The 22097-nt window shown below is 71.5% G+C and carries 20 protein-coding genes; 11 read left to right on the forward strand and 9 right to left on the reverse strand.

The annotated features are described in order from the left end of the window. The first annotated feature begins 18 nt into the window (after positions 1 to 18). Positions 19 to 576: a CGNR zinc finger domain-containing protein gene (locus ACIBO1_RS06030; RefSeq protein ID WP_350693045.1), complete on the forward strand. Its 558-nt coding sequence runs from the start codon at positions 19 to 21 to the stop codon at positions 574 to 576. Between the two features lie 117 nt (positions 577 to 693). On the opposite strand, the gene ACIBO1_RS06035 is transcribed toward ACIBO1_RS06030, so the two are convergent. Together ACIBO1_RS06035 and ACIBO1_RS06040 are read right to left on the reverse strand one after the other, a co-directional pair. After that, the gene (locus ACIBO1_RS06035) at positions 694 to 1503 is read right to left on the reverse strand and encodes a sugar phosphate isomerase/epimerase family protein (protein WP_396741872.1); all 810 of its coding nucleotides are present in this window, start codon (positions 1501 to 1503) and stop codon (positions 694 to 696) included. A gap of 98 nt (positions 1504 to 1601) precedes the next feature. Further along, on the reverse strand, positions 1602 to 2546 hold the full coding sequence (locus ACIBO1_RS06040; RefSeq protein ID WP_396741874.1) for a Ppx/GppA phosphatase family protein: 945 nt from the start codon (positions 2544 to 2546) through the stop codon (positions 1602 to 1604). A 73-nt stretch (positions 2547 to 2619) separates the two neighbouring features. On the opposite strand from ACIBO1_RS06040, the gene ACIBO1_RS06045 reads away from it, so the two are divergent. Further along, entirely contained in the window at positions 2620 to 3429 is an 810-nt protein-coding gene (locus tag ACIBO1_RS06045; RefSeq protein WP_396741876.1) for a hypothetical protein, read from the forward strand. A gap of 22 nt (positions 3430 to 3451) precedes the next feature. Here ACIBO1_RS06045 and ACIBO1_RS06050 read toward each other — a convergent pair whose 3' ends face one another. After that, the gene (locus tag ACIBO1_RS06050; protein WP_396741878.1) at positions 3452 to 4135 is read right to left on the reverse strand and encodes a response regulator; all 684 of its coding nucleotides are present in this window, start codon (positions 4133 to 4135) and stop codon (positions 3452 to 3454) included. Between the two features lie 60 nt (positions 4136 to 4195). Then, on the reverse strand, positions 4196 to 5485 hold the full coding sequence (locus ACIBO1_RS06055; RefSeq protein ID WP_396741880.1) for an ATP-binding protein: 1290 nt from the start codon (positions 5483 to 5485) through the stop codon (positions 4196 to 4198). A gap of 199 nt (positions 5486 to 5684) precedes the next feature. Between ACIBO1_RS06055 and phoU the strand changes: the two genes are divergently transcribed. Continuing rightward, on the forward strand, positions 5685 to 6335 hold the full coding sequence (phoU, locus tag ACIBO1_RS06060; RefSeq protein ID WP_350693054.1) for a phosphate signaling complex protein PhoU: 651 nt from the start codon (positions 5685 to 5687) through the stop codon (positions 6333 to 6335). 83 nt (positions 6336 to 6418) lie between these two features. Here phoU and ACIBO1_RS06065 read toward each other — a convergent pair whose 3' ends face one another. Then, the gene (locus ACIBO1_RS06065; RefSeq protein WP_350693055.1) at positions 6419 to 7186 is read right to left on the reverse strand and encodes a phosphoglyceromutase; all 768 of its coding nucleotides are present in this window, start codon (positions 7184 to 7186) and stop codon (positions 6419 to 6421) included. A gap of 153 nt (positions 7187 to 7339) precedes the next feature. On the opposite strand from ACIBO1_RS06065, the gene ACIBO1_RS06070 reads away from it, so the two are divergent. Together ACIBO1_RS06070 and ACIBO1_RS06075 are read left to right on the forward strand one after the other, a co-directional pair. Continuing rightward, positions 7340 to 8647 carry an MDR family MFS transporter gene (locus ACIBO1_RS06070; protein WP_396741882.1) on the forward strand — a complete coding sequence of 436 codons (1308 nt, stop codon included), beginning with the start codon at positions 7340 to 7342 and terminating at the stop codon, positions 8645 to 8647. A gap of 49 nt (positions 8648 to 8696) precedes the next feature. After that, on the forward strand, positions 8697 to 10046 hold the full coding sequence (locus ACIBO1_RS06075; protein WP_396741884.1) for an MFS transporter: 1350 nt from the start codon (positions 8697 to 8699) through the stop codon (positions 10044 to 10046). A 420-nt stretch (positions 10047 to 10466) separates the two neighbouring features. Here ACIBO1_RS06075 and ACIBO1_RS06080 read toward each other — a convergent pair whose 3' ends face one another. The 3 genes from ACIBO1_RS06080 to mshA all read right to left on the reverse strand — a co-directional run bounded on the left by ACIBO1_RS06080 (position 10467) and on the right by mshA (position 14006). After that, positions 10467 to 11102 carry a hypothetical protein gene (locus tag ACIBO1_RS06080; protein WP_396742453.1) on the reverse strand — a complete coding sequence of 212 codons (636 nt, stop codon included), beginning with the start codon at positions 11100 to 11102 and terminating at the stop codon, positions 10467 to 10469. Positions 11103 to 11997: 895 nt separating this feature from the next. Beyond that, complete coding sequence (locus tag ACIBO1_RS06085) at positions 11998 to 12504, reverse strand: YbjN domain-containing protein (RefSeq protein ID WP_350693060.1); 507 nt, start codon at positions 12502 to 12504, stop codon at positions 11998 to 12000. Between the two features lie 149 nt (positions 12505 to 12653). Further along, positions 12654 to 14006, reverse strand: coding sequence for a D-inositol-3-phosphate glycosyltransferase (mshA, locus tag ACIBO1_RS06090; protein ID WP_396741886.1), 1353 nt, complete (start codon positions 14004 to 14006; stop codon positions 12654 to 12656). A 208-nt stretch (positions 14007 to 14214) separates the two neighbouring features. On the opposite strand from mshA, the gene ACIBO1_RS06095 reads away from it, so the two are divergent. Then, on the forward strand, positions 14215 to 15018 hold the full coding sequence (locus ACIBO1_RS06095; RefSeq protein ID WP_396741888.1) for a class I SAM-dependent methyltransferase: 804 nt from the start codon (positions 14215 to 14217) through the stop codon (positions 15016 to 15018). Between the two features lie 106 nt (positions 15019 to 15124). On the opposite strand, the gene ACIBO1_RS06100 is transcribed toward ACIBO1_RS06095, so the two are convergent. Then, positions 15125 to 16207, reverse strand: coding sequence for a UDP-N-acetylmuramate dehydrogenase (locus ACIBO1_RS06100; protein ID WP_396741890.1), 1083 nt, complete (start codon positions 16205 to 16207; stop codon positions 15125 to 15127). A gap of 70 nt (positions 16208 to 16277) precedes the next feature. On the opposite strand from ACIBO1_RS06100, the gene ACIBO1_RS06105 reads away from it, so the two are divergent. From ACIBO1_RS06105 to ACIBO1_RS06125, 5 genes are all read left to right on the forward strand, one after another. After that, positions 16278 to 17039: a maleylpyruvate isomerase family mycothiol-dependent enzyme gene (locus ACIBO1_RS06105; RefSeq protein ID WP_396741892.1), complete on the forward strand. Its 762-nt coding sequence runs from the start codon at positions 16278 to 16280 to the stop codon at positions 17037 to 17039. Positions 17040 to 17365: 326 nt separating this feature from the next. Further along, positions 17366 to 18670 (forward strand): extracellular solute-binding protein, encoded by a 1305-nt coding sequence (locus tag ACIBO1_RS06110; protein ID WP_350693067.1) that lies wholly within the window; start codon positions 17366 to 17368, stop codon positions 18668 to 18670. Between the two features lie 114 nt (positions 18671 to 18784). Then, on the forward strand, positions 18785 to 19792 hold the full coding sequence (locus tag ACIBO1_RS06115) for a sugar ABC transporter permease (RefSeq protein ID WP_350693068.1): 1008 nt from the start codon (positions 18785 to 18787) through the stop codon (positions 19790 to 19792). Between the two features lie 22 nt (positions 19793 to 19814). Continuing rightward, on the forward strand, positions 19815 to 20648 hold the full coding sequence (locus ACIBO1_RS06120; RefSeq protein ID WP_350693069.1) for a carbohydrate ABC transporter permease: 834 nt from the start codon (positions 19815 to 19817) through the stop codon (positions 20646 to 20648). Positions 20649 to 20721: 73 nt separating this feature from the next. Continuing rightward, complete coding sequence (locus ACIBO1_RS06125) at positions 20722 to 22092, forward strand: GH1 family beta-glucosidase (RefSeq protein ID WP_396741895.1); 1371 nt, start codon at positions 20722 to 20724, stop codon at positions 22090 to 22092. Positions 22093 to 22097: the final 5 nt, after the last annotated feature.

Consider the following 22097-nt stretch of genomic DNA (forward strand, 5'->3'; position numbering starts at 1 on the left):
GTCGTCTACCGTTGGAGTGTGAACTTCGACGCGTACGCCCGGACCGGAGTTGACCTCGTCAACGCCCGCCTGGACGACCTCGACGACCTGCGGGCCATCTTCTGCGACGACCACGAGTGGATGCGCGACGAGGTCGCGGAGCGGGATCTGGCCACCTTCCGGCGCGCACAGAAGCGGTTGCGGGACGTCTTCGAGTACGGCACCACCGGACGGGACGGCGAGGCGGTCGCCGAGCTGAACTCGCTGCTGGAGGTCCACCCGGTGCAGCCGCGCATCTCGGGGCACGACTCCAGCGACTGGCACATGCACGCGACCGGCCGGGGTGCCTCGGTCAGCTCGGAGTACCTGGCCGGCGCGGTCTGGGGGCTGTCGGTCTGGCTCTGCGAGTACGGCAGCGCCCGGTTCGGGGTCTGCGCCGACGACCGCTGCGGCAACGTCTACCTGGACACCTCGTCGAACTGCTGCCGCCGGTTCTGCTCGGAACGCTGCGCCACCCGCTCGCACGTGGCCGCCCACCGCGCCCGCAAGCGGGCCGCCGTGCCGGCCCAGAGCGACCCGCTGACGTCGGTCTCCTGACCGACCCTGCGGCCGACCGGCCGAGGCCAGACCGCTGCGCCAGCCGACCGGCCGAAGTCAGGCCGCCGCACCAGGCGACCGGCCGAGGTCAGGCCGCCGCGCCGGACGCGGCCGAGGTCAGGCCGCCTCGACCGGGGACGGCGTGTTCAGGTGCTGGCGGGCGAAGGCCAGCGCCTCCCGCAGGTCCGCCTCGCGCACCTGACGACTCTTCGCGCCCCGGGTGGTCACCTCGACCGCCACCGAGCCGGTGAAGCCCCGCCCGGCCAGCGAGCGCAGCAGCTCGGCGCAGGGCTGCGTGCCGCGCCCGGGCACCAGGTGTTCGTCGCGTCCCTCACCGGTGCCGTCACCGAGGTGCACGTGCGCCAACCCGGCGCCCATCCGGTCGGCCATCTCCAGCGCGTCTGTGTGCGAGGCGGCGCAGTGCGACAGGTCGAGCGTGTACGACCGGTAGCCCGTCTCGGTCGGGTCCCAGCCCGGCGCGTACGGCACGAACTGTCGCCCGGCCATCCGCACCGGGTACATGTTCTCCACCGCGAAGCGCAGCCCGCCGAACTCGTCGGCCACCGTGTCCAGCCCTTCGGCGAAGGTGCGAGCGTAGTCCCGCTGCCAGGTGAACGGTGGGTGCACCACCACGGTCGGCGCGTGGAGCGTCTCGGCCAGTACCGCCGCCCGCCGCAGCCGCTCCCACGGGTCGGTGCTCCACACCCGCTGGGTCACCAGGAGACAGGGGGCGTGCACGCTGAGGACCGGTACGCCGTAGTGGTCGGCCAGCCCGCGCAACGCGCCGGCGTCCTGGCTGACGGCGTCGGTCCAGACCATCACCTCGATCCCGTCGTAGCCGAGCTCCGCGGCGAGCTGGAACGCCGCCGCGGTCCGCTCAGGGAAGACCGAGGAAGTGGACAGGAGCACCGGGACGCGGGAAGTCACACCACCGAGGGTAGCCGCCGGCCAATACACCAATCAGACGATAATCCGTGAATCGGATTCTACGGACACCTGGTCTCACATCGGGTCGCAGTCCGGTCTCAGACCGGGGCGAGCCGATCCAGCCGGTCCAGGATCACACCTTCCCGCAGCGCCCAGGGGCAGATGTCCAGCGAGTCGACCCCGAGCCGGCGCATGACCGCCTCGGCCACCACGGCACCGGCCAGGAGCTGGTGCGACCGGCCCGCGCTCACCCCCTCCAACTCGACGAGCTGGGCCGGTGGGATGTGCCGGATGAAGCCGAGCACCTGCCGCAGCCCGGACCGGGTCAGCCGACGCTTCGCCCAGAGCCCGGCGCCGCTGGGCGCGGCACCGGCGAGCCGGGCCAGGGTGCGGAACGTCTTGGAGGTGGCCACCGAACGGTCCCAGCCCACCCCGGTCATCCGCTCGGCCACCGGCTCCAGCAGACCGTCGACGTACTCGCGCAGCTCGTCCACGGTCTCCGGCGCGGGCGGGCGGTCACTGCACGGGTCCACGCCGAGCCGGTCCCGGGTCAGCCGGCCGGCACCCAGCGGCAGCGATACCGCCAGATCCGGGTCCTCGTCGATACCGGCCGCGATCTCCAGGGAGCCGCCGCCGATGTCCAACACCAGCAGCCGACCGGCGGACCAGCCGAACCACCGCCGCACCGCGAGGAACGTCATCCGCGCCTCGTCCGCGCCGGGCAGGACCTCCAGGCGTACGCCGGTGGCGTCCCGGACCCGGGCCAGCACCTCGGCGGCGTTGGTGGCCTCACGTACCGCCGAGGTGGCGAAGGCGAGCAACTCGTCCACGCCCAGCGCGGCGGCCGAGGCGCGGGCCGTCCCGACGGCCTCGACCAGGGCGTCCGCACCCGTGTCCCGGAGCGCGCCGTCCGGGCCGATCTGCTCGGCGAGCCGCAGCACCGCCTTCTCCGAGTGCGCCGGCCACGGGTGCGCCCCGCGATGGGCGTCCACCACCAGCAGATGCACCGTGTTCGAACCGACATCGAGGACACCCAGTCGCATGGGGAAACACTAGGGGAGATCGGATCGCGTCACTCACCGGCCATCCCCGTACACCACGCGTACGCTGGGCCGAGTGACTGGGCAGATCGAACTCCGCGTGCTGGTGGACGACCCGACGGACCCCCGCAGCCGTGAGGTCCCGCTGGACTTCCCTCGGGAGTGGATCGAGTTCGTCGACCCGGCCGACGAGCGGCACCTGATCCGGGCCGACCTCACCTGGCTGCTGTCCCGGTGGACCTGTGTCTTCGGCCAGGGCTGCCACGGCATCATCGCCGGCCGCTCCGCCGACGGCTGCTGCTCGCACGGCGCGTTCTTCACCGACACCGACGACGAGAAGCGGGTACGCGGCGCGGTGAAGCGGCTGACCCCGCAGACCTGGCAGCACTACCGACGCGGCACCAAGAACTGGACCGAGAACGACACCGTGGACGGCAAGAACCCGGCGCGGCGTACCGCCACCCAGGGGCCGGACGCGCCGTGCGTCTTCCTCAACGACGCCGACTTCCCCGGCGGCGGCGGATGCGCGCTGCACGCCCAGGCGCTGCGCGACGGGGTGCACCCGCTGGAGTACAAGCCGGACGTCTGCTGGCAGTTGCCGGTCCGCCGGGACCAGGAGTGGGTGAAGCGGCCGGACAACACCAAGGTGCTGGTCTCCACGCTGGCCGAGTTCGACCGGCGGGGCTGGGGCGCGGGCGGGCACGACCTCGACTGGTGGTGCACGTCCTCCACCGACGCCCACGTCGGCAGCGAGCCGATGTACCTCTCCTACGGGCCGGAGCTGACCGCCCTGGTCGGCGCCGCCGCGTACGCCCGGTTGGCCGAGCTGTGCGCGGCGCGGATCCGGCAGGGCCTGGTCGCACCGCACCCGGCCGACCCGGCCTGACGGCCGGTCGCCGGCCGGCGGATCACGGCTCGAACTTGTAGCCCAGACCGCGCACCGTCACGATGTGGCGCGGGGTGGACGGCTCCGGCTCGATCTTGGAGCGCAGGCGCTTCACGTGTACGTCGAGCGTCTTGGTGTCGCCCACGTAGTCGGCACCCCAGACGCGGTCGATCAACTGTCCCCGGGTGAGCACCCGGCCGGCGTTGCGCAGCAGCAGTTCGAGCAGCTCGAACTCCTTGAGCGGCAACTGCACCGCGCCGCCGTCGACGGTCACCACGTGCCGTTCGATGTCCATCCGGACCGGGCCGGCGGCCAGCGTCGGCAGGCCCGACTCGGTCGTCTCGGGGGTCTGTCGGCGCAGCACCGCCCGGATCCGGGCGACCAGCTCACGGGGCGAGTACGGCTTGGTGACGTAGTCGTCGGCACCGATCTCCAGGCCGACCACCTTGTCGATCTCGCTGTCCCGCGCGGTGACCATGATGATCGGCACGTGCGACCGCTGCCGGAGCTGCCGGCAGACCTCGGTCCCGGACATCTCCGGCAGCATCAGGTCGAGCAGGACGATGTCGGCACCGGTCCGGTCGAACTCGGTCAGCGCCGACGTGCCCGTGGCGGCCACGGAGACCTCGAACCCCTCCTTGCGGAGCATGTACGACAGGGCGTCGGAGAAGGACTCCTCGTCCTCGACCACCAGTACGCGGCTCAACGGTGTTTCCTTTCGATCCGGGTCGGGCCGGGCGGGGAGCCCGGCCTGATCCATGTGTGGTCAGACCTGCCGGAGGTCGGCCGGACCGGCCTCGATCCCAGCAACCGGCAGTGACGCCAGCAGATCGTCCGGCGGTCGGGCCGGCAGCCGGAGGGTGAACGTCGACCCACCACCAAGAGTGCTCGTCACGTCCACCCGGCCGCCATGGTTGCTCGCGATGTGTTTGACGATGGCCAGCCCCAGGCCGGTGCCGCCGGTGGAGCGGGACCGGGCCTGGTCGGCCCGGTAGAACCGCTCGAAGATCCGGTCCACGTCGGTGGGCGCGATCCCGATGCCCTGGTCCGTCACGGCGATCTCCACGTGGTCGTCGGTGGCCCGCGTGGTGATCCGTACCGTGGTGTCCTCGCCCGAGTAGTTCACGGCGTTCTCCACCAGGTTCGCCACCGCCGTGGCCAGTTGGCTGTCGCTGCCGTACACGGTCAGTCCCCGGCCGGAGTCGGCCGTCACCTGGATCCGGCGGGCGGCGGCCGTGGTCCGGGTCCGGTCCACCACCTCGGAGATGACCCAGTCGAGCGCGACCGGCTCCGGCGCCGGCTGCGGCTCGGCGCCCTGGAGCCGGGTCAGCTCCAGCAGTTCCTGCACCAGCCGCCCCAACCGGGTCGACTCGTGCTGGATCCGCTCGGCGAACCGCCGGGCTGCCACCATGTCCTCGGAGAGGTCCGGCCGGTCCCCGCCGGCCGGTTCGGTGGCGTCGAGCAGCGCCTCGGCGAGCAGTTGCAGCGCGCCGATCGGGGTCTTCAGCTCGTGGCTGACGTTGGCCACGAAGTCGCGTCGCACCCGGGCCAGCCGGTGCGACTCGGTCACGTCGGCCGCCTCCACGGCGATGTAGCCGCCGCCCAGGCCCATCGCCCGCAGGTGCACGCCGAGCGGGTTGTCCCCGACGTTGTCGCGGCCCCGGGGCAGGTCCAGCTCGATCTCGCGGCGGACGCCGGTGCGGCGTACCTGCCCGGCCAGCGTACGGACCAGCGGGTGGGCGATGATCGAGCCCGGGCGGCCACCGGTACGCAGCAAGCCCAGCGCCCGGGCCGCCGGATTGACGAGTACGGGTACGTCCTCGGGGTCGAGCACCACCACTCCGGCACGCAGCGAGTCGATCGCGCGGCGGCCGAGCCCGACCTGCACCTCGTCGGCGATCGTGTGCCTCCCCCTACCGAGCCGGAGACCGGCCCACCCACGTCCGGCGGAGCCCGCCGACCGGCGCGCCGCCGGGACGAACCGGGACAGCAACAGTCCGGCGACCACGCCGACCACCAGGGCCGAGGCCACTCCCACCGTCACCGCCCACGTCACCCGGCGATCGTAGGGTCATTGTTAACCCGGCTACCGTACGGAACGGGACGAAGCACTCTCACTTCCGGGAAAGTTCACCTGCGCGTCCGGCTCAGTTCATCGGCGTTCACCTGAGGTCCTCCCGGTGCTCCTAGCTTGGGCGGCGTACCTGCACGAACCCTCGCCGGCACGTGCCGGCGCCGACCGACAGGACGTGAGTATGCGCGACGAGTTCCGGGCCGATCTCGACACGGTCAGCCAGATGCTGGTGGAGATGGCCGAGGGGGTACGGGCGGCGCTGCGCCAGGCGACCCGGGCCCTGCTCACCGCCGACCGGCAGGCGGCCGAATCGGTGATCGCGGGCGACGCCGGGATCGACGCGCTCTACCGGCAGGTGGAGGAGCGGGTCTGTGACCTGCTGGCCCGCCAGGCACCGGTCGCCTCCGACCTGCGCGCCATGATCACCGCGCTGCACGTCGCCGCCGACCTGGAACGGATGGGCGACCTGGCCGACCACGTCGCCAAGACCGCGCTGCGCCGGCACCCGTCGCCGGCCGTGCCGGCGGAGCTGCGGCCGGTCTTCACCGACATGGCCGGCATCGCCGACCGGATGGCCGAGAAGATCGCCTCCGTGCTGGCGCGTCCGGACGCCACCGTCGCCGCCGAGTTGGACGGCGACGACGACGCGATGGACGAGCTGCACAAGGGGCTGTTCGGGGTGCTGCTCGGCGAGGACTGGCCGTACGGCGTGGAGACGGCCATCGACGCCACCCTGCTCGGGCGCTTCTACGAGCGGTTCGCCGACCACGCGGTGAACAGCGGCGAGCACGTCGTCTACCTGATCACCGGCGAGCCCGTCACCCCCGCCTGAGACCGAAGGAAGGGTCCCCTGCTAACGCCTCGTGCATAGCAGGGGACCCTTCCTAACGTTCGGGCCCCACGGGCAGGGTGCGATCAGCGACCCTGGTTGGCCACCGCGGCGGCGGCGGCCTTGGCGGCCTCCGGGTCGAGGTAGGTGCCGCCCAGCGTCTGCGGACGCAACTGCGGGTCCAGGTCGTAGCGCAGCGGGATCCCGGTCGGGATGTTCAGCTTGGCGATCGCCTCGTCGCTGATCTGGTCCAGGTGCTTCACCAGCGCCCGCAGCGAGTTGCCGTGCGCCGCCACCAGCACGGTCCGGCCGGCCAGGATGTCCGGCACGATCGAGTCGTACCAGTACGGCAGCATCCGCTCGACGACGTCCTTGAGGCACTCGGTGCGCGGCATCAGCTCGGTCGGCAGCAGCGCGTACCGGGGGTCGCCGACCTGCGACCACTCGTCGTCGTCCGCGATCGGCGGCGGCGGGGTGTCGTACGAGCGGCGCCAGAGCATGAACTGCTCCTCGCCGTACTCGTTCAGGGTCTGCTTCTTGTCCTTGCCCTGCAGGGCGCCGTAGTGCCGCTCGTTGAGCCGCCACGACCGGCGCACCGCGATCCAGTGCCGGTCGGCGGCGTTCAACGCCAGTTCGGCGGTGCGGATGGCGCGCCGCATCACGCTCGTGTGCACCACGTCGGGGAGCAGGTCGTGCTCGCGCAGCAGCTCGCCGCCGCGGCGCGCCTCGTTCTCCCCCTTCTCGGTCAGGTCCACGTCGACCCAGCCGGTGAAGAGGTTCTTGGCGTTCCAGTCGCTTTCGCCGTGCCGCAGCAGGACCAGCGTCCCGACGGTGGGTCCCTCGCTAGCTGTCATGCGGATCATCCTGCCGCAACCCGCGAGTGGACGCGCGGGAAGGGGGGTGACGACCACCACGTGGAAAACGGGGTGACCGGCCTTCCGGCCGACATCTAAGTTGTAAGGGATCATCTCGATCATTGGTCATTACCGAAACGGGGGTGCGCCGAGGTGCGCGCGATACGGGGCTGGTTCCGGGACACCACAGGCGGGCTACCGAAGACGTTCTGGTATCTCTGGACCGGGACGCTGATCAATCGTCTCGGCTCGTTCGTCCTCGTCTTCCTCGCCATCTACCTCACCCAGGAACGCGGCTTCTCGGCCACCCAGGCGGGCCTGGTGATCGGCGCGTGGGGCGTCGGCGGCGCGGTCGGCACCACCGCCGGCGGTACGCTCACCGACCGCTGGGGACGGCGACCCACCCTGCTCACCGCCCACCTCGGCGCGGCGACCATGATGCTCGCCCTCGGCTTCGCCCGGGACCTGTGGACCATCGCGGCGGGCGCGCTGCTGCTCGGCCTCTTCGCCGAGGCGGCCCGGCCGGCGTTCGGCGCGATGATGATCGACGTGGTGCCGGAGCGCGACCGGCTGCGCGCGTTCTCGCTCAACTACTGGGCGATCAACCTCGGCTTCGCCTGCGCGGCGGTGCTGGCCGGCTTCGCCGCCCAGGCCGGCTACCTGCTGCTGTTCGTGGTCAACGCGTCGACCACGCTGGTCACCGCACTGATCATCTTCATCCGGGTGCGGGAGACCCGCACCGTCACCGTGGGCATGCCCCGCGACGGCAAGCGCACCGGCGCACTGCGCACCATCCTCACCGACCGGGTGTACCTGGGCTTCGTGGCCCTGAACCTGCTCGGTGCGCTGGTCTTCCTTCAGCACATCTCGATGCTGCCGATCGCGATGGCCGACTCCGGCCTGAGCCCGGCCACGTACGGCTCGGTGATCGCGCTCAACGGGGTCCTCATCGTCGCCGGCCAGCTCTTCGTACCCAGGCTCATCCGGGGCCGCAACCGCTCGCACGTGCTCGCCCTGGCGGCGGTGGTGATGGGCGTCGGCTTCGGACTGACCGCCTTCGCCGACGTGGCCTGGTTCTTCGGACTCACCGTGCTGATCTGGACGCTGGGCGAGATGCTCAACTCGCCCTCCAACGCCACCCTCATCGCCGAACTCTCCCCCGGCGAACTGCGCGGTCGCTACCAGGGCGTCTTCTCGCTCTCCTGGCAGCTCGCCGGAGCGGCCGCGCCAATCCTCGGCGGCCTGGTGCGGGAGCAGGCCGGCAACGCCACGCTCTGGCTGGGCTGTGCCGCCATCGGCGCCGTGATGGCCGTCGGTCACCTGGTCTCCGGGCCGGCCCGGGAGCGGCGTGCGCTGGCGCTGCGTACCGCCGGTGCCGCCCCCGTGGTGACCCTCCAGTCGACCGCACCGCAGCCGGCGGCACCTCAGGCGGCCGAGCCGGTGGCGACCGGCAAGAGCTGAGTCCGCCCCTCACGCCACCTCGCCGATCCGCTCGGGCAAGATCTGTTAGGTGTCCGAACAGATCGAGGAGGTCGGGGTGCGGGCCGCAGACCAGCACGACGGCGGTACGCCCACCGGGCCGCGCCGCTGGCTCGCCGACACCGCCGGAGGACTGCCCGCCACCTTCTGGTACCTCTGGGCCGGGCTGCTGATCAACCGGGCCGGCGCGTTCGCGATGCTGTTCCTGTCGCTCTACCTGACCGCCGCCCGAGGGGCCAGCGAGTCGCTGGCCGGGGTGGTCGTCGGGGCGTACGGCGCCGGTGGGGCGGCCGGGGTGCTGCTCGGCGGGGTGCTGGCCGACCGCTGGGGACGACGGTCGACCCTGGTGTTCGCGCACCTGGTCACCGCCGGGCTGATGGTCGCCCTGGCGCTGAGCCAGCACCTCGCGATGATCGCGGCACTCGCCCTGCTGGTCGGCGTGACGCACTCGATGCCCAGCCCGGCGTTCGTCGCGGCGATCGTCGACGTGGTGCCGGAACACCGCCGCTCACGCGCCTTCAACCTCCAGTTCTGGGCGTTCAACCTGGGCATGGCGGTGGCCTCGCTGCTCGCCGGACTGCTGGCCGAGGCGAGCTACGTCGCGCTCTTCCTGGTGGACGCCGCCGCCACGCTGGCCACCGCGTTGCTGATCGCGTGGAAGGTCCCGGAGACGCTGCCCGCCAGGTCGACAATCGCAGCGGGTACGCCACCACAGCCGCTGACATCCGTCCGGCGTCGACAGCGTCGCCCCGGCCTGCACACCGCGCTGACCGACCGGCATTTCCTGGTCTTCGTCGGGCTGACCTTCGTGCTCGCCGTACTGACCATGCAGGCGTCGACGATCATGCCGCTGGCGATGCGCGCGGACGGGCTCGGCCCGTCGGCGTACGGCACGGTGGTGGCCCTCGGCGGGGTGCTGATCGTGTTGGGGCAGCTCTTCGTACCCCGGCTCATCGACCGGCACCGCAAGGGCACCGTCCTGGCCGTCTCCACGGCACTGCTGGCGGTCGGCTTCGGTGCGCTGGCCCTCGCCGACGACCTCGCGTTCTACCTGGGCGCGTGTGTGATCTGGACGATCGGCTCCATGCTGGCCGCGCCGCCGAACGCGCAGATCAACGCCGACCTGGCGCCGCCGGCCCTGCGGGCCCGCTACCAGTCGGTGTTCTACCTGGCCTTCCCGGCGGCGTCGTTCGTGGCGCCGACGCTCGGCGGGTTCAGCCTCCAGCAGTGGGGCGACGGGCACTGGCTGATCGTCGGCGCGCTCGGGCTGGCGGCGGCCGGTGGCCACCTGCTCGCCGGGCCGCCTCGGGAACGCCGGGTGGCCGCGCTGCGGCAGGCTCCGGCGGAACCGGTCGGCACCTCGGTCGCCGCCGCGTCCTGAACGCGCCTGCCGGCGGGAGCTGGTCGTCGACGCCTGTGCGGTATCCGTCACACGCGTGGTGCCCGGTACGCGGGGCGTACCGGGCACTCGCGTCGTACGACCGGCGGCGGCGGGCGGCACTCACCCCCGTAAGCGACGCCCGCTCACGCCGCCGGTCCAAACAGGTGGGGCACCGTCCCCCAACGGTGTTGATCCACCCGTCCCCCGACACCCCACTCGGTGCACGGACCTGATCGATCCGCCGCTCCCCCGAACGGTTCCGAGCGTGGCGCGGTGCAATAAAGTTAGTTCGGCCAGCAGGGGCTATTCAACTCGAACGGCTGTCTTGCCCGTCACAACGCGCAGTTCCGGCCCCCGGACCAGCACGTTTGCCCCTACTTGGCGCCAACAGCGGGTACCCGACCGCGATTCCCGCAAACCTCAGCCGTCCTCCCGATCGGGTGACTCGGTGCGGAAGAAGTTGCTCTGCCGACCGTCCCGCATCTGCTCCTGGAAGATCAGGTTCAGCCGCCGCAGATCGAAGGTGTGGAACCACTCCTCCCAGGTGATCTCGCGGATCCGGCTGCTCTCCCGGTACCCCGGGATGTTGAACGTCAGCACCCCGGCCCGCCCCTCCCGCTCGGTCCCGCTGATGGTCGCCGGCTTCGCGCCGCGCGCCCGGGCCCACCGCTGGATCACCTCGTGGTTGGTGGTGACCAGGCTGCGACCGGGACGCTCCGGCCGATCCTGAAGCGAGGCGATGACCTGGGACGACCGGGTCGATCGCGCGGTCGACTTACCGGTACGCACCGCACCGCCCCGCGACGACGCGGCCTTCGCGACCCCGGCCCGCCCCGACGTGCTCTTGCGGGCCGTGGTGCTCTTGCGGGCGGCGCTGGTCGTCTTCCGGGCCGTACCCGTCGTCGCCTTCCGGGCCGTCGTCGCCTTCCGGGCCGTCGTTGCCTTCCGGGCCGGAGTCGTCTTCCGGGCGGCGGTCGTCTTGCGGGCCGGACCCGAGGTGGTCCTGCGGGCCGTCGTTGCCTTCCGGGCGGTGGTCGCCTTCTGGGCCGGCCGCAACGTGGTCTTGCGGGCCGTCGTCGTCTTGCGGGCCGTCGTCGTCTTGCCGGCCGGGGTCGCCTTGCGGGCGGTGGTCGTCTTCCGGGCCGGGGTGGTGCTCCGGGCCGCAGCGGTGCTCTTGCGGGCGGTCGTCGTCTTGCGGGCCGCAGCGGTCGTCGTCTTGCGGGCCGCAGCGGTCGTCGTCTTGCGGGCCGACGTGGTCCGCTTCGCGGGTGCCGCCTTCGCCCGGCCCGGCGCGGTACGGGCCGACGTGGTCTGCCGCGTCCCGGCCGCCTTCGTGGCCTTGGCCCGACCGGCCGGGCCGCTGCTGCGGCGGGCGGCACCACCCGACCGCATGGCCTTCGCCAGCGTCTTCACCAGTTCGGGCTTGCGCAACGCGGAGATCCCCGAGACGCCGTACCGCCGCAACTGGCCCCGGATGTCCTCCGCCCGCATCTGCGAGATCTCCGACTCCGACATCCGGGCGGTGCTGCTGTTCCGTCGTGTGGTGCTGGTCGCGGTCCCGCCGCGACCCGAGCTGCTTCGCTGAGCCATGGACGCTCACGCTCCTCGACACTCGGTCTCGGCGCGGCGGGTCCCAACGCCGCACCGCGCGGTGCGGCGGCTTACCCGTCAGGAGCGCTCCGAACCCCCGAACGTGCCAAACGGCTCGTCCCGCTGCGGAAACGTCTCGCCCCGCGACGCCGACGGCGCGTCGCGCGGAGCAGGCGCGTCGCGCGGAGCAGGCGCGGCGCGCGGAGCAGGCGCGGCGCGCGGAGCAGGCGCGGCGCGCGGAGCAGGCGCGGCGCGCGGAGCAGGCGCGGCGCGCGGAGCAGGCGCGTTTTGCGGAGACAGCTCGACGCAAAGACGGTCGCCCTGCTACGGCGACGGCTTGGCCTGGCGGAGACGGCTCAGCCTACGGAGACGGCTCGGCCTGCGGAGACGGCTCGAAGAGGTGCGCGAAGGCGGCGAGGTTCGCGGTGGATTCGCCCCGCTTGACCCGCCACTCCCACTCCCGCCGGATCGAACTGCCGAAGCCGATCTCCAGCATCGTGTCGAAGGATTCGTCGGCGTAGGTGAGTACCGCGCCGAGCAGTCGGTCGAGTTCGTCGGCGTCGACACCGGCGGGGTTGACCCGACCGGTCAAGTAGACGTCGCCGACCGCGTCGACCGAGAACGACACCGCGTACATCCGGGCGTTGCGCTGCAACAGCCAGGCCCACAGTTCCTCGCGCCGCTCGTCCGGCTGGCGCATCACGAACGCCTCGATCCGCAGCGCGTGCTCGCCGACGATCAGGTTGCAGATCGTCTTGAGCTTGTGCGTACCGGGCAGGGTCACCGCGTACGACCCCGGGCCGGTGGACTCCCAGTCCAACTCCCGCTCGGCGCAGACCGACTCGATCAGGGCCCCAAGGTCACTCATCGGATCAACTCTACGGCCGGCACTGTCCGTACGCCGTGCTGCCGAGGTGTTAGGAAGGGACCCCTGCTATGCACGAGGCGTTAGTAGGGGTCCCTTCCTTACACGCAGCCCTTACACGCAGCCGTTGCACGGAACTCTTACGCGCAGCGCTACCAGGATCGGGAGGCCGTGAGTTCGGCGGTGAGGCGGGCACGGTGGGCGGCGATCGCCTCGCCGTAGACCGTCAGCAGGCTGGCCGCGGTGCGGTGCCAGGAGAAGTCGCGAGCGTGTCGGGCCGCCGCCACGGACAGCTCGGCCCGGCGGGCCCGGTCCGGCAGCAGACGGCCGAGCGTACGCGCCCAGTCGACGGGATCGTGCCCACGGACCAGGACGCCGCTGACCTGATCGCGTACGGCGGTGACCAGGCCGCCGACGGCGGCGGCCACCACCGGCGTACCGCAGGCCTGGGCCTCCAGCGCGACCAGCCCGAAGCTCTCGTTGTACGACGGCACCGCGACCAGATCGGCCGCCTGATAGAGCAGGGGCAGGTCGGCGCCGGTGCGCGGCGGCAGGAAGTGCACCCGGTCGGCGACACCGAGCGTGGCGGCCAGCTCGATCAGCGCGGTGGGTCGGTCCAGTCCGGTGCCGCTGGGGCCGCCGCAGATCACCACCGCCACCTCCTGCGCCAGGGCCGGGTCCCGGTCGCGTAGGGCCGCGATCGCACGGATCAACACGTCCGGGGCCTTCAGCGGCTGGATCCGACCGACGAAGGCGACCAGGTGCCCCCGGACGGGCAGGCCGAGCCGGGTCCGGGCGGCGACGGTGGCGGCTGCCCGGTCGCCGGAGAGCGGACGGAAGCGGTCGAGGTCCACGCCGGGTTCGACGACCGCGACCCGGGTCGGGTCTGCGTCGTACCGGTCGATCAGGTCCCGCGCCTCGACCTGGGTGTTCGCCACCAGCCGGTCGGACTCGGCGACCACCTGTTCCTCTCCGATGACCCGAGCCTTGGGTTCCGGCCGGTCCCCGGCGGCGAGCCGCGCGTTCTTCACCTTGGCCAGGGTGTGCGCGGTGTGCACCAGCGGTACGCCCCAGCGCTCCTTGGCCAGCCAGCCGACCTGGCCGGAGAGCCAGTAGTGGGAGTGGATCAGGTCGTAGTGGCCCGGTGGGCGGGCCGCCTCGGCGCGCAGCACTCCGGCGGTGAACGCGCAGAGTTGGCCGGGCAGTTCCTCCTTGGTCAGTCCTTCGAGCGGACCGGCCATCACGTGCCGTACCTGCACACCGGGGGCGACCTCCACCACCGGGGGCAGGTCACCGGAGGTGGCGCGGGTGAAGATCTCCACCGCCACGTCCGCCTCGGCGAGCCGCCGGGCAACCTCCAGGATGTAGACGTTCATGCCGCCCGCGTCGCCGGTGCCCGGCTGGTGCAGGGGTGAGGTGTGCACCGAGAGCGTCGCGATCCGCCGGGGGCGGGGCCATGGCAGGGCACCTCGCTGACGTCCGACACCGGTGTGCATTTCCGCCACGTCCGCTCCCTTTGCCACGGTTGATGCCGACGCGCACGACCGGCGCTCCTGCGTCAACCTCCACGCCGGATGTCATCTTCCCGATCGGCGGCCGGAAATACGCCGTCCAGGCACCCCGGCGTGACCGACCTCATCACCAGGGTGCCGCTCCCGGCGGCGACAGCAGGGGCGAGAATGGCCGGATGAGTCGTGTCGCCAGGTCCGCGCGATGGCGACACTGAGGTCCCGGCCGCTCGGTGTGGTGACCCGGGGTACCACCAATCCCAATCGGCTGCGCCGGGTGGACAACTGGATGGTGGAGAACTGCGCGGACGTGCTGCGGGACGCTCCGGACCCGCTGGTGGTCGACCTCGGTTACGGTGCCACGCCGGTGACGGCGGTGGAGCTGCGCGCCCGGCTGGCCGCGCGGGTCCGCGCCGACGTGCGGGTGGTCGGGCTGGAGATCGATCCGGTACGCGTCGACGCCGCCCAGTCTGCCGCCGACCCACCCGGTCTCACCTTCGCCCGGGGCGGCTTCGAGCTGGCCGGGCTCCGGCCGACCGTGGTCCGCGCGTTCAACGTCCTGCGGCAGTACGACGAGAGCGAGGTGGCCGCCGCCTGGGCCACCGTGCTCGCCGGGCTGGCTCCGGGCGGGCTGCTGGTGGAGGGCACCTGCGACGAGCCGGGTCGACTCGGCAGTTGGATCCTGCTCGACGCCACCGGTCCCCTGACGCTGACCCTGGCTGCCCGGCTGACCACGCTGGAGAACCCGGCCGAGCTGGCCGAACGGCTGCCGAAGGCGTTGATCCACCGGAACGTGCCGGGCGAGCCGATCCACGACCTGATCCGCGCCCTGGACGACGCCTGGCGGGCTGCCGCCGGCTACGCCCCGTTCGGCCCGCGCCAACGCTGGCTACGCGCGGTGTCCACGGTGCGCGCCCAGGGCCGGCCCGTGCTGCGCCGTCCCCGCGAGTGGCGTCAGGGCCAACTGACGATCCCTTGGCCCGCCGTCGCCCCGCGGGGGCGCGTGTAAGGAGGGGTCCCCTACTAACGCCTCGTGTATAGGAAGGGTCCCTTCCTTACATCTCAGCCGGCCCGCCCACGGACCGGGCGGTGGGTGCGGCGGGTGCGGTGAGCCGTCAGATGGTGCAGTTGACGAGGACGGGTTCGGGGTGGAGCGTCACGGCGAACCGGGCCTCGACGGTGTCACGGATCTCGCGGGCCAGCGTGATCAGGGCCTCGGTGCTGGCGGTGCCGGACTGGTTCGCCAGCGCCAGGGTGTGCTTGCTGGAGATGGCGACGCCCTCGGGACCGGGATGGCCCTTGCCGAAGCCCGCCTTGTCGATCAGCCAGGCCGCGCTGATCTTGATCCGGTCCCCGGCGCCCGGCCAGGCCGGCGGCTCCCCGATGTCGGCGGCCCGCTGCCGCAGCAGTTCGTAGCCGGCGGTGTCCAGCACCGGGTTGGTGAAGAACGAGCCGACCGAGCGGGTGTCCGGGTCGGTCGGGTCCAGCACCATGCCCTTGCCGGCGCGCAGCCGCAGCACGGTGGCACGCGCCTGGGTCGCCGGCACCCTGTCACCGACCGAGACACCGAGCGTACGGGCCAGTTCCGCGTAGCGCACCGGGCCGGACAGCAGCGAGCGGGCCAGCCGGAAGTCGACCGAGAGCACCACCAGCCGTTGGCTGTACTTGAAGACGCTGGCCCGGTACGCGAAGCCACAGTCCACGGTGGGGACCGTCGTCACCTCCCCGGTGACGCGGTCGTAGACCTGCACGCCGACGATGGTCTCCGCGACCTCCTGCCCGTACGCACCGACGTTCTGGATCGGGGTCGCCCCGGTCGAGCCGGGGATGCCGGACAGGCACTCCAACCCGGACCAGCCGTTGGCCACGGTGGCGGCGACGAGGTCGTCCCACGGCTCGCCGGCCTCGACCCGTACGGTGACGTTCGCCTCGTTCTCGGCGAGCACGCGCAGACCCCGGGACCGGACGAGGACCACGGTGCCGGGGAAGCCGGCGTCGCCGATCACCACGTTGCTACCGCCCGCGAGCAGCAGAACGTCGTCCTGGGCCTCGCGTACCCGGGTGACGATCTCGTCGGCGGTGGTGGCGGTGACAATCCGGCGAGCCGGGCCACCCAAGCGTAATGTGGTGTATTGCGCCAGATCGCCGGTGCTGGCGGGTTCAGCGGCGACTGTCGGCTGGGCGTAGGCGTCGAACACGCCTTTCACCCTAGGCTGGTGGGTAGCCGCGGCACCCATTGGTGGCCGGGTCACCCCCGGGAGGATGGCGATGAGCAGATTGCAGGGCAGCAAGGACTTCTGGATCGGCGCGCTTCGGACGGAGGGTCCGGCGTTCGCCGCTGCGGTGGCCGAAGCCCCGCCCGAGACACCCGTGCTCTCCTGCCCCGGCTGGACGGTCGCCGACCTGGCCCTGCACCTCGCCGGCGTCTACCGCTGGGCGCACGCGATCGTGGGCTCGGGCGGGACGACGGCCCCGGAGCGCCGGGCACAGCCGGTCGAGCCGGTGCCGGGTGTGACCGCTTCGGCGCAGTGGCAGCAGGCGTACGACGAGCTGATGGCCCTCTTCGACACCCTCGACCCGGAGGCTCCGGCGTGGAACTGGGCGCCGCAGCCGAAGAAGGCGGGTTTCTGGCCGCGTCGGATGGCCCACGAGACCGCGGTGCACCGCTGGGACGCCCAGCTCGCCATCGCGGCCGGTGAACCGATCGAGGCCAAGCTCGCGGCCGACGGGGTGAGCGAGGTGCTGGACACCTGGCTGCCGGCGGGTCGGCGGGCGGCGACCGGGCAGTGGCGCGGCGTGGTGCGGTTGAGCGCGAGCGACGCCGCCCAGGAGTGGTATCTGCGGCTGCGCGGCGAGGGGGTGGCCCTGCTCGACACCGGCACCATCCTCGACCACGACGACCACCACGCCCGGGTGCACGTCAACGCCACCGCGAGCGACCTGCTGCTGGCGCTCTGGGGACGGGTCAGCTTCGACACCCTGACCGTGGCCGGCGACCGCGCCCTGCTGGACGGGGTCCGCGCCGCCTGAGTCCGCGTCGGCGGCCGGCCACGCCCGACCGTCGACACGGCCGCTTGACCGGCACGACGGCCAAGCCGACATGGCCGGCACGACGGCCGGTAGAGCCAGCACAGCCGGCGAAGCCGAACGCGGCCGGCACGACAGCCGGCGAAGCCGACGCAGCACGGACATGCCACGGGCGGTCCTCCCGATCGGGAGGAGCGCCCGTGGCCATTCTGTGACCTCGTCGAGAGAGCGCTCTCTTGACATCGATCGACGGCGGACCGCAAGCTTCGTGAGAGCGCTCTCTGGGCCTTATCCACCACCACCCCCGACCTGAGAGGGGTCACCAGACCATGGGCACCTTCCCGCGCCACCGCCTCGCTGCGGTCGCCCTGGCCGCCGTCGGCGCGTTGCTCGTCACCAGCGGCTGCGGTGGCGGCGACGACGCCGAGGACGGCACGATAACCCTCACCGTCGACGTCTTCGGACAGTTCGGCTACGAGGAGCTGTACAAGCAGTACATGGACGCCAACCCCGGCGTGAAGATCGTCGAGCGGGGCACCGGCGGCAACCTCGACGAGTACTCGCCGAAGCTGACCCAGTGGCTCGCGGCGGGCAAGGGCGCCGGTGACGTGGTCGCCATCGAAGAGGGTCTGATGGTCGAGTACAAGGCCAACCCGGACAACTTCGTCAACCTGCTCGACCACGGCGCCGCCGACCTCAAGGGAAACTTCCTGGAGTGGAAGTGGAACCAGGGGCTCACCGCCGACGGCCAGAAGCTGATCGGCCTCGGCACCGACGTCGGCGGCATGGCGATGTGCTACCGCACCGACCTGTTCGACAAGGCCGGGCTGCCGACCGACCGCGAAGAGGTCTCCAAGCTCTGGCCGACCTGGCAGGAGTACATCGCCACCGGCGAGAAGTTCAAGGCGGCGAACACCGGCGCCGCGTTCCTGGACGCCGCGACCAACACGTTCAACACGATCGTGCTCCAGACCGCCGGCAACGCGCAGGGCTACCACTACTACGACACCAGCGACAACCTGGTGGTGGACAGCAACCCGGCGGTGAAGCAGGCCTGGGACACCACCATGGCCATCATCAACGCGGGCCTGTCCGGCAAGTACGGCTCCTGGTCCGACGAGTGGGTCTCCGCCTTCAAGCAGTCCAAGTTCGCCACGATCGCCTGCCCCGCGTGGATGACCGGGGTCATCGAGGGCAACGCCGGTCCGGAGGCCAACGGCAAGTGGGACATCGCCCGGGTGCCCGGTGACGGCGGCAACTGGGGCGGCTCGCACCTGGCCGTACCTCGCCAGAGCAAGAACCAGGACGAGGCGATCAAGCTGGTCAAGTTCCTGACCAGCGCCGAGGGCCACATCGGCGCCTTCAAGGCCAAGGGCCCGCTGCCGTCGTCGCCGCAGGCGCTGGAGGACTCGGCCATCACCGAGGCCACCAACGCGTACTTCTCCGGCGCGCCGGTCGGCCGGATCTTCGGTGAGGGCGCCAAGACCCTCAAGCCGGTCTACATGGGCCCGAAGAACCAGGCCGTACGCACCGAGGTCGAGAACGCGGTCCGCACCGTCGAGCTGGGACAGCGCAACCCCGAGCAGGGGTGGCAGGACGCGATCGCCAACGCCAAGAAGGCTGCCGCCAAGTAGCCGGCCCGACGGTCCCCACCCCGTCGCCGATCCACCGAAACGACGCGTCCACGTCGACGCGACGGCGACCGGCGGATCGGCGCGGGGCGGGGGCGTGGAAAGGAGTCACGGGTCATGGCGTTGCAGCTCGACGCGCACCCGCCGGCCACCCCGGCACCGCGGAACACCCGCCCGCCACGGTCCGGCCGACTGAGCCGGATCGACGCGAAGTACTCGCCCTACCTCTACATCGCCCCGTTCTTCGTGATCTTCGCGATCTTCGGGGCGTGGCCTCTGGCGTACACCTTCTGGGTCTCGCTGCACGACTGGGACCTGCTCGGCAGCAATCCCACCTTCATCGGCGCGGACAACTACACCCAGCTGCTGGTCGACAGCGACTTCTGGCACTCGGTGGTGAACACGCTCGGCATCTTCGTGATCAGCACCGTGCCGCAGTTGCTCCTGGCGCTCTGGCTGGCCAACCTGCTCAACCGGCACCTGCGTTTCCGTACCGGTTGGCGGATGGCGGTGCTGGTCCCCAACGTCACCTCCACGGCCGCCGTGGCGATCGTCTTCGGGGTGCTGTTCGGTCGCGAGTTCGGCATGGTCAACTGGATGCTCGACCTGGTGGGCCTCGATCCGATCGGGTGGAAGTCCGACCGGTTCGCCTCCTGGGTGGCCATCTCCGCCATGGTCGACTGGCGCTGGACCGGCTACAACGCGCTGATCTTCCTGGCCGCCATGCAGGCCATCCCCCGCGACCTGTACGAAGCGGCGGCGATCGACGGCGCGAACCGGGCCCGGCAGTTCTGGGCCGTCACCGTGCCGCTGCTCAAGCCGACGATCATCTTCTGCGTCATCATCTCCACCATCGGCGGGCTCCAGCTCTTCACCGAGCCCCGGCTGTTCCACTCCGGCACCAACGCGATCCGGGGCGGCCCGATGCGCGAGTCGCAGACGCTGACCATGTACATGTTCGAGAACGCCTTCGCGCCCTACTACAACTTCGGCTACGGCTCGGCGGTGGCGTGGCTGCTCTTCGCCCTGATCGCCATCGTCGCGGCGATCAACGTACTGATCATCCGCCGGCTCGGGGCCGGCGCCCGACCGAACGTCGGCGGGCGGAAGGGAGGCCCGCGATGAGCGAGCGAAGCGAGGTGGCGCGATGAGCCGGCTCTGGCGGGCCAGCCCGCTCACGTACTGCGCACTGATCGCCGCCACCGTGATGTCGCTCTTCCCGATCTACTGGATGTTCGTGGTGGCCAGCCGCAGCAGCGACGCGATGGGGCAGTTGCCGCCACCGATGACGCCCGGCGGCAACCTGGGCGCCAACATCGCCCGGCTGTTCGACAACACCGACGCCTACTTCCTGACCGGTCTGATCAACTCCGCGATCGTGGCGACCACGGTCACCGTCTCGGTGGTGTTCTTCTGCAGCCTGGCCGGGTTCGCCTTCGCCAAGCTGCGGTTCCGGGGCCGCAACGCGATGCTGATGGTGATCATCGCCACCATGATGGTGCCCACCCAGCTCGGCGTCATCCCGCTCTACATGCTGATGACGAAGCTGAACCTGAACGACCGGCTGCCCGCCGTGATCCTGCCCGCGCTGGTCACCGGCTTCGGCGTCTTCATGATGCGCCAGTACGCCGGTCAGGCGGTCAGCACCGAGCTGATCGAGGCGGCCCGGGTGGACGGATGCGGTACCGCCCGGATCTACTGGAACGTGGTGGTACCGGCACTGCGGCCGGCCGCCGCCGTGCTCGGCCTGCTCACCTTCATGACCACGTGGAACGATTTCCTCTGGCCGTACGCGGTGCTCAACGACCCGGAGAATCCCACCGTGCAGTTGTCGCTGCGGGCCCTGTCCGACGGCTACTACCAGGACATGTCCCAGGTGTTCACCGGTACGGCCATTGCCACGCTGCCATTACTGCTGGTGTTCGTCCTGTTCGGCCGCCAGATCATCGGCGGGATCATGGAAGGTGCGGTGAAGGCGTGAGCGAGCGTCAGCGAGCGAACCATCGACACAGGGCCGTGCCTCGTGGCGGCACGCAGCGAAGCGGAGTGCCGGCATGAGCGAGTTGAGTTTCCCGGAGAACTTCCTGTGGGGTGCGGCCACGGCGGCGTACCAGATCGAGGGGGCGGCCCGCGACGACGGGCGCGGCGACTCGATCTGGGACACGTTCAGCCGTACGCCGGGCAAGGTCCACGCCGGGCACACCGGCGACGTCGCCTGCGACCACTACCACCGGTACGCCGACGACGTGGCGATGATGGCCGAGCTGGGCCTCCAGGCGTACCGCTTCTCGGTGTCCTGGCCCCGCATCCAGCCCGACGGTAGCGGGCCGGTCAACCCGCGCGGCCTGGACTTCTACGACCGGCTGACCGACGCGCTGCTCGGGCGGGGCATCGACCCGATCGTCACCCTGTACCACTGGGACCTGCCGCAGACGTTGCAGGACCGGGGCGGCTGGACCGACCGGGACACGGCCGAGCACTTCGCCACCTACGCCAGTGCCGTGCACACCCGGCTCGGCGACCGGATCGACACCTGGACGACGCTCAACGAGCCGTGGTGCTCCGCCTACCTCGGGTACGGCAACGGCGTGCACGCGCCCGGGGTGCAGGACGCGGGGGCGGCCTTCTCCGCCGTACACCATCTGCTGCTCGCGCACGGCCTGGCCGCCCAGGCTCTGCGGTCCGGCGGGGCGGCCAGGGTCGGCATCACGCTCAACCCCGCCGACGTGCAGCCCGCCGATGCGGACAGCGCGGCCGATGCCGCCGCCGTACGCCTGGTCGACGGCCTGCACAACCGGATCTTCCTCGACCCGCTGCTGGTCGGCGGGTACCCGGACGACGTCCGCGAGCACGTGGCGCGGCTGGTCGAGCCGACCTTCGTCCGGGACGGCGACGAGAAGATCATCGCGGCGCCGATCGACCTGCTCGGCATCAACTACTACTCCCCCACGTACGTCGCGGGGCGTCCGGACGGCGGCGGGGGCGGTGGCGCGTACCCGGGCACCGAGGGCGCGGTGGAGTTCCTGCCGGCGGTCGGTCCGCTGACCGACATGGGGTGGATGATCGAGCCGGCCGGGCTGACCCGGCTGCTGGAGCGGATCGCCGCCGACTACCCCGGCGTGCCGTTGCTGATCACCGAGAACGGTGCGGCTTTTCCGGACAAGACCGCCGACCCGTCCAGCCCGCTCCAGGACTCGGACCGGATCGCCTACCTCGACGGCCACCTGCGCGCCGCGCACGAGGCCATCGCCCGGGGCGTCGACCTGCGGGGCTATCTCGTATGGTCATTGCTGGACAACTTCGAGTGGGCCGAGGGGTACCGGAAGCGGTTCGGCATCGTGCACGTCGACTACCTCACCCAGCGGCGTACACCGAAGTCGAGTGCCCGGTGGTACCAGGAGGTGATCTCCCGGAACGGGCTGTGACGAGA

Source organism: Micromonospora sp. NPDC049903, from assembly GCF_044460945.1.
In the GTDB taxonomy this organism is placed as follows: Bacteria; Actinomycetota; Actinomycetes; order Mycobacteriales; family Micromonosporaceae; genus Micromonospora.

Excerpts from the sequence above, each read along its gene's own strand:
- ACIBO1_RS06115 (WP_350693068.1), top strand. The coding sequence starts at position 18,785 with ATGGCGTTGCAGCTCGACGCGCACCCGCCGGCCACCCCGGCACCGCGG.
- ACIBO1_RS06085 (WP_350693060.1), bottom strand. The coding sequence starts at position 12,504 with ATGAGTGACCTTGGGGCCCTGATCGAGTCGGTCTGCGCCGAGCGGGAG.
- ACIBO1_RS06095 (WP_396741888.1), top strand. The coding sequence starts at position 14,215 with ATGGCGACACTGAGGTCCCGGCCGCTCGGTGTGGTGACCCGGGGTACC.
- ACIBO1_RS06065 (WP_350693055.1), bottom strand. The coding sequence starts at position 7,186 with ATGACAGCTAGCGAGGGACCCACCGTCGGGACGCTGGTCCTGCTGCGG.
- ACIBO1_RS06110 (WP_350693067.1), top strand. The coding sequence starts at position 17,366 with ATGGGCACCTTCCCGCGCCACCGCCTCGCTGCGGTCGCCCTGGCCGCC.
- ACIBO1_RS06040 (WP_396741874.1), bottom strand. The coding sequence starts at position 2,546 with ATGCGACTGGGTGTCCTCGATGTCGGTTCGAACACGGTGCATCTGCTG.
- ACIBO1_RS06120 (WP_350693069.1), top strand. The coding sequence starts at position 19,815 with ATGAGCCGGCTCTGGCGGGCCAGCCCGCTCACGTACTGCGCACTGATC.
- phoU (WP_350693054.1), top strand. The coding sequence starts at position 5,685 with ATGCGCGACGAGTTCCGGGCCGATCTCGACACGGTCAGCCAGATGCTG.
- ACIBO1_RS06125 (WP_396741895.1), top strand. The coding sequence starts at position 20,722 with ATGAGCGAGTTGAGTTTCCCGGAGAACTTCCTGTGGGGTGCGGCCACG.
- ACIBO1_RS06105 (WP_396741892.1), top strand. The coding sequence starts at position 16,278 with ATGAGCAGATTGCAGGGCAGCAAGGACTTCTGGATCGGCGCGCTTCGG.